Consider the following 16,236-nt stretch of genomic DNA (forward strand, 5'->3'; position numbering starts at 1 on the left):
GGCGGCCTGGGCGTCGGCCGGCGCGACCTGCACACGATCGGCACCCAGTCCCATCGCTCGCCGCCCCGGCCCGCGCGACAGGTCGGCGAGCAGCAGCACCCGCACCCCCGCCGCCTGAAGCGCCGCGACCGCGTCCCGGTCCAGGTCGGGCAGCTCGGGTGAGCAGATCGCGACCCGGCCCAGCCCTGCCGCCGCAGCCGCGAGCAGCTCGGCGGTGTCCGCGCACCGCCGCACCACGACCACGGCCCCCGCCGAGGCCTCCGCGGCCTGGACCACGAGCGACTCGGTGACGCCCGGCAGCGCCAGCAGGACGGTGTCCCCCACCTCAGCGCCCCGCACCCGGGACCGGCAGCACGTCCACCGACCCGTCCGAGCCGAGCGCGGCCAGGACCGCCGGCAGGTCGTCGACGTCGACGAGCACCTCGATCCCGGCGGCCGAGCCGTATCCGGCGCCCTTGTCCACCCGAGCCACCTCGACCCCCGAGACCACCGCGTGCGGAGCTCCTGAGGGACCGGACGGGGCGTCGCCGGCCGGGGTGAACCACAGGTCCACGTGGGAGCCCACCGGGACGGACTCGACCGGTCTGCTGCCGAGCGGCACCGACACCGAGCGCACCGACAGGTCCGTCGGGTCGCCGACCGCCGAGGCGGGGACCAGCTCACCGGCCCCGACCGAACGCAGCAGCACGGCACCGTCCGGCAGACGCCCGTCGGCCAGCAGGTACCGGTCGGTGTCGACCCCGCGGACCTGGACCACCTGCAGCCGCTCGACCGTCACCGGCTCCCCCACGGCGAGCGTGCGCGCTGCCGCGTACACGCCCACGGTCTGCGAGGCGGAACGGACCACCCACGAGCCGAGGGCCACCGACACCGCGACGATCGCCACCCCGACGAGCAGCCGCGGATCGCGCCAGCCCGGGCGGCGCAGCCGGGTCGCCACGGGTGCAGGCAGGGTGGTGGGTGGTGCGGACATGTCGTGCGGCCCCCTCGCGCAGATCTACCGGCATGCATGATGCCGCCCCGCGACGCGACGCGTGGGCACTCTGTGGACGAAGGCCTGTGATCCGTCCCGCGTGCCAGACTTCCGCCATGCCCGCACGTTTCCTCACGCTCGCCGATGTCACCGAGGTGCTCAACATCTCGATGCCGCAGGCGTACGCGCTGGTGCGGTCCGGGGAGCTGCCTGCGATCCAGATCGGCGGACGAGGGGTCTGGCGGGTCGAGGCCGCCAAGCTCGAGGAGTACATCGCGCGGATGTACGACGAGACGCGGGAACGCACGGTGCGGACCCAGGACGAGCACGCCGGCTGATCCGGTGCGCCCCGACCTCGGCTAGCTCGAGCGCACGAGCAGGACGGCGGCGAACGGGACCCACCACGACGACCCGCCCACGGCGAGCTCCAGGTGGTCGGCGCCGACCGAGTCGATCCGACCGGCCAGCACCCCTGCCTCGGTGAGCACCTGGACGTCGGCCCGGTCCCTGGCCAGCGCCCGCACGACGTGACCCAGGCCGAGGCGGCGCTCGACCGCACCGGCATCGGGTGCGACCTGCGACGCCAGGCCCCGGACGGCACGCACCGCACCGACCGGCACGAGGACCTGCACACCGGTACCCGCGGTGAGCAGGAACCACTCCACGGCGGCATCCACGAGCCGCCCCTCGACGACGCCGAGAGGATGGACGGACGGGTCGGCGACGTGCACACGCAGGTCCCGACCGAGACTGGCGCGCAGCCGGTCGACGAGGTGCACCCGGGCCCGTTCGGCACGGGTGAGCTCGGCGACGTCGAACCGGACCGCGGCCGAACGAGCCGCGTCGAGCTGTCCCTCCAGGTCAGCGAAGAGCATCTCCCAGCGCATGGCGATCGACCCTAGCGAGCCCGACGACGGTCCGGTGGCGGTCCGGGGCACCCATGACCGTCCACATCCGTGGCCGAACCGACCTCGCTGCACCCTCACCTGTGCCACTCTGGGCGTGTCAAACGTCATCAAACTGCATCAAACAGGGGGCATCGAGATGAAACTCGACGGTGGCGAGCACGAGGCAGGCGACCGCCGGACCGGGCGATCGAGGCTTCGCACGTCGGGACGCGGCGGAGCGAAGCTCGGCGAGGCGGGGCTCGGGACCGCGGGCCTCGGCCTGCTCGGCCTGGCCGTCGCGGCGGGCCTCGGGGCACGCGCCGTCCAGCTCGTGACGGCCGTGCAGGCCACCGGCCTGCGCACGGGAGTGGACGCGCTCGTCGAGCTCGTCGTGGTGGGCAGCGGCGCCGTGCTCGCCGCCTGGCTCGGGCTCAGCGCCCTCGTGGCCTCGCTCTGCCTGGGGGCGCGGGCAGCCGGGCACGCCTGGCGTGGCGGCGAGCGGCTCGTGGGCCGGGTCGCGCCGCCCGTCATCCGGCGCACGCTCTCGGTCACGATCGCCGCGGGCATCGGCCTGGGCTCGGCGCTCGGTGCGCAGGCGGCGCCACCACCGGCCGCGGCGGTCGGCGTCGTCGTCCAGCAGGCACCGGGAGACCTCGGTTGGCCGGTCACCGACCCCGGCACCCCGCCATCGGCGCCGCCCGCAGATCCGGGCACGGCCCCTGGGTCCACGCCCGCGGCGCCGGAGCCGGCACCTGCGACCCTCACCCCCGCCGTCACTGCCGCGTCCGGGGCCGGAGCCGCCCGCCAGGTGGTGGTCCAGCCGGGCGACACCCTGTGGGGGATCGCCCGTCGCCACCTGCCCGAGGGAGCGAGCCAGGCGCAGGTCGCCGCCGCCTGGCCCGCCTGGTACGAGGCCAACCGGGAAACGGTCGGCCCCGACCCGGATCTCATCCGACCAGGTCAGGTGCTGCTGGTGCCGGTGGAGCAGTCATGACCGCCATGGCTGAGCGCGCCCGGTCCGGGAGCGCGCCGGTGCGAGCCCGCCTGGTGCCCGTCCCCGACGGTCGTGGGACGGTGCGTCGCGCCGGCGGTGCGCCGCATCGTCCCGCGGCCGCGCTGCGCGAACGCATCGAGGTGCTGAGGGCGAGCGACAGCATGCGCAGCGACGAGGAGACCGAGACGCCCCTGCCGACCGTCGACCCGGCGCGCCTCGCCCTGTCCCTCGCCGGCGGGGTGGTCGAGGTCGTCCGCGGGGTGCGTCCCGCATCCCAGCTGGCCCGGTGGCTCGCCCCCGGGGTCCTCGCCGAGCTGCGCGAGCGGACCGCCATGGCCGGCACCGGCCGACGGGTCGTGCTCGTGCGCCCGTGTGCCGTCCGTCGGCTCATGGCGAGCCCCAGCGGCACGGGCGTCGAGGTGAGCGCCGCCGTCGACGACGGGGTGCGGGTGCGGGCCGTCGCCTTCCGGCTCGACGCCCATCGCGCCGGCTGGCGCGTCACCGCACTCGAGATCGGGTGACGCGCCACCGCACTCGAGATCGGGTGACGCGCCAGCCCGGGCGTCGTCAGCTGCGCTTCTTGCCCTGCTTGGCGGCCCGACGACGGGCCTCGCGGTTCCCGGCCTCCGACTCGCCCGCTCGAGCCGGCGTCGGCCGGCCACCCGCCCTGGCACCGCCGGCCTGGTCGCCGCGGACCTGGACTCCCCCGTCCTCGTCGGGCGCGGAGTAGTTGAGCGGTGCGCGACGCTCGGGACCGTCCAGCCCCTTGGCGACCAGTCGTGGCGCGGTCGTCGCCGTCTCGGCCGCAGCCGCGGCGTCAAGCACCGGGGCCTGGTCGCCCTCGGCCTCGGCCGGCTGCTCGGGAGCGGCCACCTGGACCTCGAGGTTGTAGAGGAAGGCGACCGTCTCCTCCTTGATCGCGTCGATCATGGCGGTGAACAGCTGGTAGCCCTCACGCTGGTACTCCACGAGCGGGTCACGCTGAGCCATCGCGCGCAGCCCGATGCCCTCCTTGAGATAGTCCATCTCGTAGAGGTGCTCGCGCCACTTGCGGTCCAGCACCGAGAGGGTGACGCGCCGCTCCAGCTCGCGCATCTGCTCCGACCCGATCTGCTCCTCGCGCTCGCGGTAGGCCACCTCGGCGTCGGACAGCACCTCACGCTCGATCAGCTCGGCCGTGAGCCGGCTCGCACCGCCCGCCTGCTCGACGACCTCGTCGGTCGTGATCGACACCGGGTACACCGAGCGCAGCGCCGTCCACAGCGCCTCGAGGTCCCAGTCGTCCGGGCGCCCCTCACCCGTCGCCTGCGCCACGTACGCCTTGAGGACCTCCTGCCGGAAGCCGACCACCTGCTCCTCGAGGTCGACCCCCTCGAGCACCTCGCGGCGCTGGGAGTAGATGACCTCGCGCTGCCGGTTCATCACGTCGTCGTACTTGAGGACGTTCTTGCGGATCTCGAAGTTGCGGGCCTCGACCTGCGACTGGGCCGACCGGATGCCGCGGGTCACCATCTTCGACTCCAGCGGCAGGTCCTCGGGGAACCCGGCGCGGGCCATCATCGACTCGGCGAGCCCGGAGTTGAACAGCCGCATGAGGTCGTCCTGCATCGACAGGTAGAACCGGGACTCACCCGGGTCGCCCTGACGGCCCGAGCGCCCACGCAGCTGGTTGTCGATGCGGCGGGACTCGTGACGCTCGGTGCCCAGCACGTAGAGCCCGCCGAGCTCGACCACCTCGTCGTGCTCGAGCGCGACGGCCGCCTTGGCCTTCTCCAGCGCGTCGGGCCACGCGGCCTCGTACTCCTCGGCGTTCTCGGCCGGGTCCAGACCGCGGTCCTTGAGGTCCTGCACGGCCATGAACTCGGCGTTGCCACCGAGCATGATGTCGGTCCCACGACCGGCCATGTTCGTGGCGACCGTGACCTGACCCTTGCGGCCGGCCTGCGCGACGATTGCGGCCTCACGGGCGTGCTGCTTGGCGTTGAGGACCGAGTGCGGCACGCCCTGCTTCTTCAGCAGCTGCGACAGGTGCTCGCTGGTCTCCACGCTCGCCGTGCCGACGAGCACCGGCTGGCCCTTGGCGTGCCGTTCCACCAGATCGGCCACGACCGCGTCGAACTTGCCCTGCTCGCTCTTGTAGACCAGGTCCTTGTTGTCGACCCGGATCATCGCGCGGTTCGTCGGGATCGGGACGACGCCCAGCTTGTAGGTGCCCAGGAACTCGGCGGCCTCGGTCTCGGCGGTGCCGGTCATGCCGGCGAGCTTGGTATACATCCGGAAGTAGTTCTGCAGGGTGATCGTCGCCAAGGTCTGGTTCTCGGCCTTGATCGCCACACCCTCCTTGGCCTCGATGGCCTGGTGCATGCCCTCGTTGTAGCGGCGCCCGGCGAGGATGCGCCCGGTGTGCTCGTCGACGATGAGCACCTCACCGTTCATGACGACGTAGTCCTTGTCGCGCTTGAACAGCTCGGCCGCCTTGATGGCGTTGTTGAGGAAGCCGATGAGCGGGGTGTTGAGCGACTCGTAGAGGTTCTCGATGCCCAGGTAGTCCTCGACCCGCTCGATGCCCGGTTCCAGGACGCCGACGGTGCGCTTCTTCTCGTCGACCTCGTAGTCGCGGTCCCGCTGCAGACGCCGCGCGACCTTGGCGAACTCGGCGTACCAGCGGTTGGCGTCGCCCGAGGCCGGCCCGGAGATGATGAGCGGCGTGCGCGCCTCGTCGATGAGGATGGAGTCGACCTCGTCGACCACGGCGAAGTTGTGGCCCCGCTGCACCAGGTCCTCGACCCGCCACGCCATGTTGTCGCGCAGGTAGTCGAAGCCGAACTCGTTGTTCGTGCCGTAGGTGATGTCGGCCGCGTACTGCTCGCGCCGCTGCTCCGGCGTCATCGAGGACATGATGCAGCCGGTGCTCATGCCCAGGAACCGGTAGACCCGGCCCATGAGCTCGCTCTGGTAGCTGGCCAGGTAGTCGTTCACCGTGACGACGTGCACGCCCTTGCCCGAGAGCGCGTTGAGGTAGGTCGGCAGCGTGGCGACGAGGGTCTTGCCCTCACCGGTCTTCATCTCGGCGATGTTGCCCATGTGCAGGGCCGCGCCACCCATGAGCTGCACGTCGAAGTGCCGCTGACCCAGCGTGCGTCGGGCGGCCTCCCGGACGGCGGCGAAGGCCTCGGGCAGCAGGTCGTCGAGCGACTCGCCGTCCGCGACCCGCTCGCGGAACCGGTCGGTCTCCTCGCGCAGCTCGGCGTCGGAGAGGGCCAGGAAACCGTCCTCCAGGGCGTTCACCTGGTCGGCGAGCCCCGACAGCTTCTTGAGGATGCGACCTTCGCCCATCCTCAGGACCTTCTCGACGATGCCCGCCACGCAGTGCTCCCCAGGTCACGCCCCGTGCCGGGGCCACGATCCGGCCATCCGACCGGCACCTCCATCGTAGGCGAGGGCCGGGCGGCTACCGGTGCCCTGCCCCGTCATGCCCCGATCGCGCTCAGTCGGCGACCCAGCGCGCCCGCGAGGTCACCAGACTCGCCGACCACGACGTCCGACAGGCCCTGCCAGCGGGCGGCCAGCAGGAGCTCGTCGGCCAACGCCTCGGCCACCGCGCCGTCGGGCACCTGACCGCCGGCGGCCGGCCCGAGTGGCGCCCGGTGCGCGGCGGCCACCCGCAGCACACCGGCCGCACGGTCGGCCTTGAGGTCGACCAGCGCCGCGATCTGCTCGCCGAGCAGGAACGGCAGCACGTAGTAGCCCCACACTCGGCGTTGCGCCGGGGTGTAGATCTCGATGCGGTAGCGCAGCCCGAAGAGCTCCTCGAGCCGGCGCCGCTCGAAGACCAGCGGGTCGAACGGGGACAGCAGCGCCCGTCCGTCGGCGCGCCGCGGCACGCGCGCGTCGACATGCCGGTACGCGGGGCCCCAGCCCGTGACCTCCACCTGCTCGAGGACGCCCGCCTCGACCAGCTCGTCGGCCGCGGGCCTGGCACGCGCGCTCCCCATCCGGAAGTAGTCGGCCAGGCAGCGCAGCGTGCCCACCCCGTGGGCACGGGCCGAGATCTCCAGCAGGGTGCGCACCGCATCGGCGTCGGACGGCTCGGGCGCGGCCAGCACCGCGGGTGGCAGCACGCGCTCGACGAGGTCGTACCGGCGCTCGAAGGCCGGCGTACGCCCGGCCGAGGTGACCTCCCCCGTGAAGAAGAGGAGCTCGAGGGCCCGTTTGGCCACCGTCCAGTTCCAGCCCCACTCGACCTGGGCGGGGCGCGGGTGCTGCGCGGCCAGCACGGCATGCACCTGGGCGCCCGTCTGCGCACCGCGCTCGTGCAGCAGGGCACGCACCTCGTCCACGACGTCGGGGTGCTGCACGGCGACCGAGCGGATCGAGTCCCAGGCCTGGCGTCGGTGGTCCCGGTGACGCCAGCCGAGCAGCCGGTACGTCGACGGCGGCACGTACGACGCCTCGTGCGCCCACGCCTCGACCAGCCGCCGCGGTGCACGCCCGGAGGCAGCCTGCAGCAGCCCCGCGTCATAGGGACCGAGGCGGGAGAAGGCCGGCATGAGGTGCGCGCGTGCGAAGACGTTGACCGAGTCGATCTGCAGCAGCCCGGTGCGGGCCAGGACCTGGTCGAGGTGACGGGCGGTGACCGTCGCGCGCACCGGTCGCGGCCCGTCGAGCCCCTGGGCCCGCAGCGCGACACGGCGTGCCTGGGACAGCGTCAGCCTGGGAGGTGTCACGGGCCCATGGTGCCCGCCAGCACCCACACACGGCGGTGGCCGGGCCCCGAAGGACCCGGCCACAGCCGCACGAGGGCAGCACTCACAGCATCGCGAGCGCCACCTGCGAGTCGAGCTTGATGACCCCGTAGGTCCAGCCGTGCCGGCGGTAGACCACCGACGGCTGCGCGGTCTCGGAGTCGATGAACAGGAAGAACGGGTGGCCGACGAGCTCCATCTCGTAGAGCGCGTCGTCGATCGTCATGGGGTGCGCCGCGTGCACCTTCTCGCGGATCACGACCGGGGAGTCACCGAGCGCGACCTCGACCGCGTCCCCGGGCTCCGGCTCAGGCTCGACGGGAGCCTCGGCCGGCGGCCGCACGTCCACCGGCGGCGTCGGGGTGTGGCTGCGGTGGTCCTTGCGCCGGTCACGCGTACGCCGCAGCCGCTCCAGCAGCTTGCCGAGCGCCAGGTCGAGCGCGGCGTACGGATCGCCCGCCGTCGCCTCGGCCCGCACCACCGGTCCCTTGTCGAGCACGGTGATCTCGACCCGTTCGCTGGAGTCGGCCTGACGGGGGTTCGCCTCGTGACTGACGAGGACGTCCACCCGCTGGGCGCGGGGTGCGAGCTGTTCCACCTTCGCCAGCTTGGACCCGACGTGGGCGCGGAACTTGGCCGAGACCTCCGTGTGCCGGCCAGCAACCACGATCTCCATGACAACCTCCTGGAGGTTCGAGGGGCGATCACGCCCCGAGGACGTGCGAGGGAGAATCTCCGCCCGTGGGCGGATCCCCATCACCCCCTCTCGACGTCGTCTCGGCGTCGGGGCCGACCATCCGAACAGATGGCCGACGGACCTGATCCTCCTGGTCAACCGGGGTGAGACCGGCTCCAGGACTCCACGCTATCGGCCTGACGCCACACGTTCCACCCGCCGGGCGACTCAGGCCTCGGCGTGGCGAGAACCTCACCCGGCGCCGGCGTCGAGGCCAGCACGATCCCGCCGGTCAGCCGCGCGCCGGCGCCCTCGAGCGCGCGGCGGCACGAGGCGAAGGTCGCACCTGTGGTGAGCACGTCGTCGACGAGCAGGACCTCGGCACCCACCACGGTCGCGCGGTCCCGGCCACGCACCACGGGCGGCACCCGCCCGGCACGGGCCCGCGAGCCCAGGGCGGCGGAGTCGGTGTCCCGGGGCCGGCGCAACGCCCGGACATGCCGCGCGGGCACACCGCACTCGTCGAGCCGCGAGGCGACGGCGGCGGCGAGCACGTCCACCGGGTCGTACCCGCGACGACGCCGAGCGGCGGGTGAGGTCGGCACCCCGACCACGAGCAGCTCGCCTCGACCGGACAGCTCGGCCCGCACCTGCTCGTCCTGGGCGACCGCCTGCACCGCCTCGACGAAGGCCGGCCCAAGATCGGCACGGCCGGCGTCCTTCCAGGCGCTCACCGCGCGTCGGACCGGGCCCGTGAACGACGCCGCGCACCACACCGGCGGCGGGTCGAGGCCGTCGAGCAGGTCGAGCCGCCCGGCCCGGTGCTCGCAGCGGCAGGCCGGCACGCGCAGGTGCGCCGCGCACTGCGCGCACCACGGCTCGTCGGGCAGATCGCACCCGGCGCACCGAACGGGCAGCACGAGCCCGCACAGCTGGGCGAGGAGACCGGGCACGGCACCAGGCTCGCTCCCCGGCACCTCGCCGGTGGGGCGCCCGAGCACTCAGCAGGACCCGCTGGACGGCCCGAGGGGCTGGGGACGGCTCACGGCCTCTCAGCCCGGGTAGGCCGGTCCCCGCACCGCCGGGGCCCCCGGCACCTCGACCCAGGTCCGTCCGTCGTACCGGCGCAGCTCACCCGACGACGTCGCCACCAGCATGGTCCGCTCCCCCGAGCCCGCCGCCACGCTCGCCGCGTCCGAGACCGTCGGCAGCGTCTCGGTCGGCCCGGTGACCGGCACCCGCGAGAGCACGGCGGCGCCCGCCACGTGCCCCAGGACGACGAGCGTCGAGGAGTCCAGCCACACCACCTGGTCGGCCGCGGCGAGGGCCGCACCCACCTGGATCGAGGCCCCGATCGAGGCAGGGGCTCCCGAGCTGTCGCGCACCACACCGGCCACGTCGACCGTGGTCCCGGTGGCACCCACCGACACCACGGCGACCCGCGCCCCGTCTCGCGAGACCCGCACCGCCGTCACCGTCCGCCCGGCCAGCCAGTCCGCTGTGAGCGCGACCACCTGCCCCTGAGGCCCCACCGCGAGCACACCGCTGCCCACCGTCGCACGCGCGGTCCACACCCAGTCGAGCCGGTCCACCGAGGGTGCGGCGAGCTGCCCTCCCGACACGATCGGCACAGCACCCGCGCCGTTGGCGGGCAGCCGGACGAGCGTGTCACCACCCGACAGCGCCACCCGCACCGCACCGGTGGTGTCGACCGCCGGCGAGCCGGCGTCCAGACCGGCGAGCGGGCCGACCCCACCCACCGGCGCCAGGGTGCCGCCCTCGAGCTGCACCAACGCGTCGCCCGAGAGCATGACCGGCAGCTGGACCGGCGGGTCGGCGAACACCTTCTCCCCGTCGAGCAGGACGCCGTCCACCCCCGCCCGCACCTGCACCGAGCGGATCCCCGGGAGGTCGAGCGAACGGGCGATCTGGGCCAGCATCGTGCCCCGGCTGGTCGCGGCCATCGCCGTCGCCGCCGGCTGCAGCACCACCTGCGCGGTGCCGTCCGAGCCGACCGTCACGGCCTCCGGCTTGAGCTCGACACCGTCCGGCACGGCCGTGGTCACCGCATCGCGCAGCCAGGGCGACGGACCGGCGAGCAGACCCTGCACCACCGACGTGGCCAGGTTGCGCGCCGGGTAGTACCGCACGTCGGGGACCAGCGCCGAGCCGTCCGCCGTGACGAAGTACAGGGGCGCGGCGCGGTACTGCTGCTGGAACACCCGCTCGGAGACCACGAGGCCGGGCGGCGGGTCCGAGATGCGCCACTGCCCGTCGACCTGCACCAGGTCGAAGGTGACCGACTCGCGCGCATCGGCCGCCTCGGCGAACCGACCGGCCTTGTCCACCTTGCCGATCACGTCGAGCGAGGCCGTGAGCTGGCCGTCCCCGGTCTGGGCGAGCGTCGTCTGGCTGGACACGGTCGTGCCCGACGACGGGTCCCAGGTCCGGGCCGCGTCACCGGCGAGGAACTGGCGTGCCACCGAGAAGTCACCGGACAGCCCGGCCGACCCCGCCAGCATGAAGCCCTCGACGATCGCCCGGGGCGTGGCGCCCTGCTGCGGCCCCTCCGGCAGCGCGACGACCCCGGAGACCTCGTCGACCTGGACGTCGCCCGCGTTCACCGGTCCCGAGGTGGGGATGCCGGCGCACCCGGCCAGCAGACCGACGACGACGAGCGCCAGCGCCCAGACGCGCCTCATCGTCCCGGCTCCGAGGTCGGGTCCGGCACGACCGGGATCGCACCGGTCGCCAACGTCAGTCGCGGCAGCGCGGCCGGGTCGTTCGACGAGCGCGTGGTCGGTGCGGGCGGTCGCGGCGGGTCGACCGGCACCAACGGGAGCGGCGACTCGACCAGCGGCAGCCCCGCCCGCACCGGCAGCGTGAGCCGGAAGCAGGCACCCTGCCCCGGGCGCCCCCAGGCCTCGAGCCACCCCCCGTGCAGGCGTGCGTCCTCCGCCGAGATCGACAGCCCCAGGCCGGTCCCGCCGGTGGTGCGGGCCCGCGCCGGGTCGGCCCGCCAGAACCGGTCGAACACGTGCTCGGCCTCGGCCGCCGTCATGCCGACCCCGTGGTCGCGCACCGTGACCGCCACCGCCCGAGCATCGGCCGCGACAGCGACCTCGACCGGGCTGCCCTCGGCGTGCTCAACCGCGTTGACCAGGAGGTTGCGCAGCACCCGCTCGACGCGGCGCGGGTCGATGTCGGCGATGACACGGTCGGCCGGGAGCTGCGCGACGACCCACGACCCGCGCCGCTCGGCCAACGGAGCCACCCCCTCGACGGCGTCCCGGACCACCTCGCGCACGTCATGCGACTGGGCCTCGAGCATCGCCGCGCCGGCGTCGAAACGGCTGATCTCGAGCAGGTCCGCCAGCAGGTCCTCGAACCTGTCGAGCTGGGTGCTCATCAGCTCCGCGGACCTCTTGACCGCCGGGTCGAACCCGTCCCGCGCGGCGTGGATGACCTCGGCCGCCATCCGGATCGTCGTGAGCGGCGTGCGCAGCTCGTGCGACACGTCGGACACGAACCGGCGTTGCAGGGTCGACAGCTCGGCCATCCGGGCGATCTGGTCGGCCAACGAGTCGGCCATCTCGTTGAACGACCGGGCCAGGGTCGCCATCTCGTCCTGGCCGTGCACCGTGAGCCGCTCGTCCAGGTGACCGTCGGCCAGCCGCTCGGCCACCTGCGCCGCCTGCACCACCGGGCGCACCGTCTGCCGGGTGACCACGAACGTCATCGCCCCGATGAGCAGCACGAGCGCCCCACCGGCCACCATGAACGTGCGCAGCAGGAAGTCGAGCCGGTCCTGCTCCGGCTGCAAGGAGTAGAGGAAGTAGAGCTGGTAACCGCCGACCACCGGCACCGTGACGGACTGTCCCACGACGACGCCCGGCTCGCGCACCCCCGAGGGCGAGGTGAGCTCGACCGACTGCCAGTGCTGCCCGCCGGCGGCGACCGCCTGCTCCAGACCCACCGAGACCTGGTCGACCAGGTCGGCCGCCGAGGCGAAGCTCGCCACCGACTCCGGGGCGTCCTGACCCGGTGCGCGCAGCAGCACCACACCGCGATCCGACGTGCCCCCTGTGCCCTGGGTGGTCGTGACGTCCCACAGCAGCTGCTGCACCTCGGCCCCCGTGGTCGCGGTCGAGGAGTCGAAGGTGGACTGCGCCTGCGTCGTGCTGCGCGCGCTCTCGGCGAGCACCTGGTCGACGCGGGCGTGGAACAGCCCGTCCCTCGTCCGGTCGGAGACGAAGACACCGACCACGCAGATCGCCCCCAGGCCGATCACGAGCGTGGTGGCGAACACCCGCAGCTGCAGGGAGGACCGGAACGCGAGCCGCAACGTGCGGGCGCGGCGCACCGTCACCAGCCGTCGGCGGCGCAGCTGCGCGACCAGGCGCGGCCGTGGGCCGACGCGCGCGGTCGCGTCGGGACCGCTCACGGCACCGGCACGCCTGCCTTGTAGCCGACGCCACGCACGGTCACGACGATCTCGGGCCGTTCGGGGTCGGTCTCGATCTTCGAGCGCAGGCGCTGCACGTGGACGTTGACCAGCCGGGTGTCGGCCGCGTGGCGGTAGCCCCAGACCTTCTCCAGCAGCACCTCGCGGGTGAACACCTGCCACGGCTTGCGGGCCAGCGCCACCAGCAGGTCGAACTCGAGCGGGGTGAGCGAGATCGGCCGACCGGCCCGCTCGACGCGGTGGCCGGGGACGTCGATCGACACGTCCCCGATGGTCAGGTGCTCCGGTGTCGGTTCATCCGAACGGCGCAGCCGGGCACGCACCCGGGCCACGAGCTCCTTGGGCTTGAACGGCTTGGAGATGTAGTCGTCGGCCCCCGACTCCAGGCCGAGCACGACGTCGACGGTGTCGCTCTTGGCCGTGAGCATGACGATCGGGACGGCCGACTCGGCCCGGATCAGCCGGCACACCTCGTTGCCGTCCTTGCCCGGCAGCATGAGGTCGAGCAGCACGAGATCGGGCCCCGCCGCACGGAACGCGGCCAGCGCCTCGTCACCGTCCTCGCAGAAGAACGGCTCGAAACCCTCGGACCGCAGCACGATGCCGATCATCTCGGCGAGCGCCGTGTCGTCATCGACGACGAGCACACGTCCCCTCATAGCGGTCATTCTCGCACCTCATGGTCCCGACGACGGCCGACGGGCGGGGTGCGGCATGGCACGATGAGGTGGCGGGGGCCAGCGCGGCCACCCAGAGCACCAGGGAGCCGCACCCGATGAGCACGACACCCGGCGACGACGGTCGAGAGCCCACCTCCTGGGCACCGGTCGGGAACCCGCAGCCCGGCTCCGACGGCGGCGCCACACCGCCTCCGCCGCCCGCCCCGCCGGTCCCCCCGCAGGGCTGGGGAAGCCCCGTGCCGCCAGCGCCCGGCGGCTACCCGACCACGCCGCCGCCGGCACCCGGCGGGTGGCGTCCCCCGGTGCTGCAGCCGGGCATCATCCCGCTGCGTCCGCTCGGCCTGGGTGAGATCCTCGACGGCGCGGCGCGGGCGATCAGGGCGAACCCTGCCGTCATGTTCGGCCTGGCGGCTGCTGCCGTCGCGGTCGCCGTGGTCATCGAGGCCCTCGTCCGCGTGGCCCTCGCCCCCGTGATCGCCGGGGAGATCGCCGGCTGGCTGGAGGGGTCGCCCCTCGGCACCGAGCTGGGCGGTCAGACCGGCACGGTCTCCGACGCGTACGGTTCCTCGTTCGGCCAGGTGGCCGCCCTGCCGGTGACCCAGCTCGTCATCACCGTGCTCACCGGTCTGCTCATCGTGTCGGTGAGCAGGTCGGTGCTCGGCGACAAGATCAGCGTCGGCGAGGTGGTGCGCACCCGTCGCGTGTGGTGGGTGCTCGGCTTCACGTTCCTCGCCGGTCTGGTCTCCCTCGTGGCCGTCGGCGTGGTCGTCGGCGTCGCGATCCTGCTTGTGCAGGCTCAGGCATGGGGCGCCCTGGCGGTGACGCTGCTGCTGCTCACGCCGGCCCTCGTCGTGGCGACGGTGTGGTTCAGCGTCCGCACGATGCTCGTGCCGCCGGCACTTATGCTCGAGGGTCAGCCCTTCTGGAGCACGGTGCGGCGCGCCTGGCGACTGACCCGTGGCTCGTTCTGGCGGCTGTTCGGGATCTCACTGCTGGTGTCGATCATGGTCAGCGTCGTCAGCGGCGCGGTGCAGTTCCCGTTCTCGATCCTCGCCCAGGTCGTCACGAGGGACCTCACCGGCATGTCGCTGACGTCGGTGCTCATCGCCTCGGTGGGTCAGGCGATCACCCTCACCCTCACCACGACGTACCAGGCGGCCGTGACGGCCCTGCTCTACATCGACGTGCGGATGCGACGGGAGGGGCTCGACCTCGAGCTCGGCCAGGCCGCAGCGGCCAAGGCGGCGTGATCGCGGTCGGCCCGCTGCGCCTCGACGTCCCGGTCGACCCGGACGCGTCGACGGCGCGGCTCTGGGCGCAGCGCGAGCTTGCCGACCCGATCTACCACCAGGGCCCGTCGCTGCTCACCCGGTTCCTCCGCTGGGTCGGTGAGCAGCTCGACGCGCTGTCCCGGGTCTCGATCAGCTCGCACGCCGGGCTGCTGGCGATCATCGCCGTCCTCGTGGCCCTCGTCGTCGTCGTGCTCGTCGTCAGCGGTCCGGTCCGCCGCCGACGACGCGAGGCCGCGGCCGTCGCCCAGGGCGTCCTCGTGGACGACACCCGCACCGCCGAGCAGCTGCGCGCCGACGCCCGCGCCGCGGCTGCGCACGAGGTCTGGGAGGTCGCGGTGGCCGACTGGTTCCGCGCCGTCGTCCGCGGCCTCGAAGAACGCACCGTGCTCGACGAGCGCCCCGGGCGCACCGCCGACGAGGCCGCCCGGTCGGCCGCCCACCGGCTTCCCGACCTGGCCGCTGCGCTCGACGAGGGAGCCCGGCTGTTCGACGACGTCGTGTACGGGCACCGCCGTGCCGACCGCGCCGACGAGGCCGCGATGCGGGCGCTCGACGCGGCTGTCCAGGCCGCACACCCGGTGTGGCCGAGCCCGGTGGCCGCATGAGCGTGCACGCACCGACCACCGCGCCCGGCACCGTCCGCGGCGACGGCACCACTGCGGCGTCCCGGGCCCGCCGACGCTGGGCCAGGACCCGGGGGCCGCTGCTCATCCTCACGTTGCTCGTGGTCGGGGCCCTCCTCGCGCTGCTGCCCACGCCGCGCACCTCCAACCGCGCCCTTGCACCGGACAACCCCGGGGCGGCCGGTGCACGTGCGGTGGCCCAGATCCTGCAGGGCCAGGGCGTCCAGGTGCAGACCGTGCGCACGACCGCGGCGGCGCTCGACGCCGCCCGGGCCGGGACGACGCTGCTCGTCGTCGGGGACAGCGACCTGGTCGACGACGACGTCACCTCGCTCGCCGCGAGCCCGGCCGACCTCGTGCTCGTCGACCTCGACTGGTCGGTCGACCGGTTCGTGCCCGGTGTGCAGGCAGGCGGGGGCTCGTCGACCCCGACCACCCGCACGGCCGGCTGCGACGACGCCGATGCCAGCGCGGCGGGCACGGTCACGGCCCGGCGCTGGCTGTGGACCGACACCTCGACGGTCGCCCGCACCTGCTTCGCCGACCCGTCGGACCCCGGCAGCGTCACGATGGCCGTGCTCGACGGCCCCCGGACCATCACCGTCCTGGCCGACGGCACCCCGCTGCGCAACGATGCGCTCGCCGAGGCCGGGAACGCGGCGCTCGCGCTGCGGCTCCTCGGCCACCACGAGCGGCTCGTGTGGTACCTGCCGACGCCGGGTGCGGTCACGTCCGCCAGCGGACCGGGCCTGTGGGACCTCATGCCCCCGTGGATGGCGGTGCTCGCGCTGCAGCTCGCCGTCGTCGGGCTGCTCGCGGCGTTCTGGCGGGGGCGGCGGTTCGGCCCGCTGGTCCCCGAGGCGCTGCCGGTGGTGGTCCCCGCGGCCGAGACGACCCGCGG

Annotated in this window: 15 protein-coding genes and 1 pseudogene; 6 read left to right on the forward strand and 10 right to left on the reverse strand. The window is 73.8% G+C overall.

The window, feature by feature from the left end; all coding sequences use genetic code 11:
- Together F2B26_RS08960 and F2B26_RS08965 are read right to left on the reverse strand one after the other, a co-directional pair.
- Window positions 1–324, reverse strand: a pseudogene (locus F2B26_RS08960) (hypothetical protein); the annotation flags it as partial.
- A 1-nt stretch (window position 325) separates the two neighbouring features.
- Window positions 326–973: a CpaB family protein gene (locus tag F2B26_RS08965; protein ID WP_159808525.1), complete on the reverse strand. Its 648-nt coding sequence runs from the start codon at window positions 971–973 to the stop codon at window positions 326–328.
- A gap of 116 nt (window positions 974–1,089) precedes the next feature.
- Here F2B26_RS08965 and F2B26_RS08970 point away from each other — a divergent pair, with 116 nt between their 5' ends.
- Window positions 1,090–1,311 (forward strand): helix-turn-helix domain-containing protein, encoded by a 222-nt coding sequence (locus tag F2B26_RS08970; RefSeq protein WP_159808527.1) that lies wholly within the window; start codon window positions 1,090–1,092, stop codon window positions 1,309–1,311.
- Window positions 1,312–1,332: 21 nt separating this feature from the next.
- Here F2B26_RS08970 and F2B26_RS08975 read toward each other — a convergent pair whose 3' ends face one another.
- Window positions 1,333–1,860: a hypothetical protein gene (locus F2B26_RS08975; RefSeq protein WP_159808529.1), complete on the reverse strand. Its 528-nt coding sequence runs from the start codon at window positions 1,858–1,860 to the stop codon at window positions 1,333–1,335.
- Window positions 1,861–2,017: 157 nt separating this feature from the next.
- On the opposite strand from F2B26_RS08975, the gene F2B26_RS08980 reads away from it, so the two are divergent.
- On the forward strand, window positions 2,018–2,854 hold the full coding sequence (locus F2B26_RS08980; RefSeq protein ID WP_159808531.1) for a LysM peptidoglycan-binding domain-containing protein: 837 nt from the start codon (window positions 2,018–2,020) through the stop codon (window positions 2,852–2,854).
- A complete protein-coding gene (locus F2B26_RS08985; RefSeq protein ID WP_159808533.1) occupies window positions 2,851–3,375 on the forward strand; it encodes an Rv3235 family protein in 525 nt (174 codons plus the stop codon). The genes F2B26_RS08980 and F2B26_RS08985 overlap by 4 nt, the downstream gene beginning before the upstream one ends.
- 46 nt (window positions 3,376–3,421) lie before the next feature.
- Here F2B26_RS08985 and secA read toward each other — a convergent pair whose 3' ends face one another.
- From secA to mtrA, 7 genes are all read right to left on the reverse strand, one after another.
- Window positions 3,422–6,190 carry a preprotein translocase subunit SecA gene (secA, locus tag F2B26_RS08990; RefSeq protein WP_438939185.1) on the reverse strand — a complete coding sequence of 923 codons (2,769 nt, stop codon included), beginning with the start codon at window positions 6,188–6,190 and terminating at the stop codon, window positions 3,422–3,424.
- A 134-nt stretch (window positions 6,191–6,324) separates the two neighbouring features.
- Window positions 6,325–7,581: a winged helix-turn-helix domain-containing protein gene (locus tag F2B26_RS08995; protein ID WP_159808537.1), complete on the reverse strand. Its 1,257-nt coding sequence runs from the start codon at window positions 7,579–7,581 to the stop codon at window positions 6,325–6,327.
- Window positions 7,582–7,663: 82 nt separating this feature from the next.
- Window positions 7,664–8,275, reverse strand: a complete 612-nt coding sequence (gene hpf / locus F2B26_RS09000) for a ribosome hibernation-promoting factor, HPF/YfiA family (protein WP_159808539.1) — start codon at window positions 8,273–8,275, stop codon at window positions 7,664–7,666.
- Window positions 8,276–8,430: 155 nt separating this feature from the next.
- On the reverse strand, window positions 8,431–9,228 hold the full coding sequence (locus F2B26_RS09005; RefSeq protein WP_201292675.1) for a ComF family protein: 798 nt from the start codon (window positions 9,226–9,228) through the stop codon (window positions 8,431–8,433).
- Between the two features lie 99 nt (window positions 9,229–9,327).
- Window positions 9,328–10,977: an LpqB family beta-propeller domain-containing protein gene (locus tag F2B26_RS09010; RefSeq protein ID WP_159808541.1), complete on the reverse strand. Its 1,650-nt coding sequence runs from the start codon at window positions 10,975–10,977 to the stop codon at window positions 9,328–9,330.
- Window positions 10,974–12,719 (reverse strand): MtrAB system histidine kinase MtrB, encoded by a 1,746-nt coding sequence (mtrB, locus tag F2B26_RS09015; RefSeq protein ID WP_328698665.1) that lies wholly within the window; start codon window positions 12,717–12,719, stop codon window positions 10,974–10,976. The genes F2B26_RS09010 and mtrB overlap by 4 nt, the downstream gene beginning before the upstream one ends.
- The gene (gene mtrA, locus F2B26_RS09020; RefSeq protein ID WP_159808544.1) at window positions 12,716–13,399 is read right to left on the reverse strand and encodes an MtrAB system response regulator MtrA; all 684 of its coding nucleotides are present in this window, start codon (window positions 13,397–13,399) and stop codon (window positions 12,716–12,718) included. Before mtrA ends, mtrB begins: the two co-directional genes overlap by 4 nt.
- A 116-nt stretch (window positions 13,400–13,515) precedes the next feature.
- On the opposite strand from mtrA, the gene F2B26_RS09025 reads away from it, so the two are divergent.
- From F2B26_RS09025 to F2B26_RS09035, 3 genes are all read left to right on the forward strand, one after another.
- Window positions 13,516–14,670, forward strand: a complete 1,155-nt coding sequence (locus F2B26_RS09025) for a DUF7847 domain-containing protein (RefSeq protein WP_159808546.1) — start codon at window positions 13,516–13,518, stop codon at window positions 14,668–14,670.
- On the forward strand, window positions 14,667–15,317 hold the full coding sequence (locus F2B26_RS09030) for a DUF4129 domain-containing protein (protein WP_235929578.1): 651 nt from the start codon (window positions 14,667–14,669) through the stop codon (window positions 15,315–15,317). The genes F2B26_RS09025 and F2B26_RS09030 overlap by 4 nt, the downstream gene beginning before the upstream one ends.
- The coding region (locus F2B26_RS09035) for a DUF4350 domain-containing protein (protein WP_159808548.1) at window positions 15,314–16,236 on the forward strand (923 nt) is incomplete at its 3' end. The genes F2B26_RS09030 and F2B26_RS09035, both read left to right, overlap by 4 nt.

The sequence above is a fragment of the Cellulomonas citrea genome, from assembly GCF_009829685.1.
In the GTDB taxonomy this organism is placed as follows: Bacteria; Actinomycetota; Actinomycetes; order Actinomycetales; family Cellulomonadaceae; genus Cellulomonas; species Cellulomonas citrea.

What these genes read in the sequence shown, in the direction of transcription:
- F2B26_RS09025 (WP_159808546.1), top strand. Translation starts at nt 13,516, where the DNA reads ATGAGCACGACACCCGGCGACGACGGTCGAGAGCCCACCTCCTGGGCA.
- F2B26_RS08965 (WP_159808525.1), bottom strand. Translation starts at nt 973, where the DNA reads ATGTCCGCACCACCCACCACCCTGCCTGCACCCGTGGCGACCCGGCTG.
- F2B26_RS08975 (WP_159808529.1), bottom strand. Translation starts at nt 1,860, where the DNA reads ATGCGCTGGGAGATGCTCTTCGCTGACCTGGAGGGACAGCTCGACGCG.
- F2B26_RS09010 (WP_159808541.1), bottom strand. Translation starts at nt 10,977, where the DNA reads ATGAGGCGCGTCTGGGCGCTGGCGCTCGTCGTCGTCGGTCTGCTGGCC.
- F2B26_RS08985 (WP_159808533.1), top strand. Translation starts at nt 2,851, where the DNA reads ATGACCGCCATGGCTGAGCGCGCCCGGTCCGGGAGCGCGCCGGTGCGA.
- F2B26_RS08970 (WP_159808527.1), top strand. Translation starts at nt 1,090, where the DNA reads ATGCCCGCACGTTTCCTCACGCTCGCCGATGTCACCGAGGTGCTCAAC.
- hpf (WP_159808539.1), bottom strand. Translation starts at nt 8,275, where the DNA reads ATGGAGATCGTGGTTGCTGGCCGGCACACGGAGGTCTCGGCCAAGTTC.
- secA (WP_438939185.1), bottom strand. Translation starts at nt 6,190, where the DNA reads ATGGGCGAAGGTCGCATCCTCAAGAAGCTGTCGGGGCTCGCCGACCAG.
- F2B26_RS08980 (WP_159808531.1), top strand. Translation starts at nt 2,018, where the DNA reads ATGAAACTCGACGGTGGCGAGCACGAGGCAGGCGACCGCCGGACCGGG.
- mtrA (WP_159808544.1), bottom strand. Translation starts at nt 13,399, where the DNA reads ATGAGGGGACGTGTGCTCGTCGTCGATGACGACACGGCGCTCGCCGAG.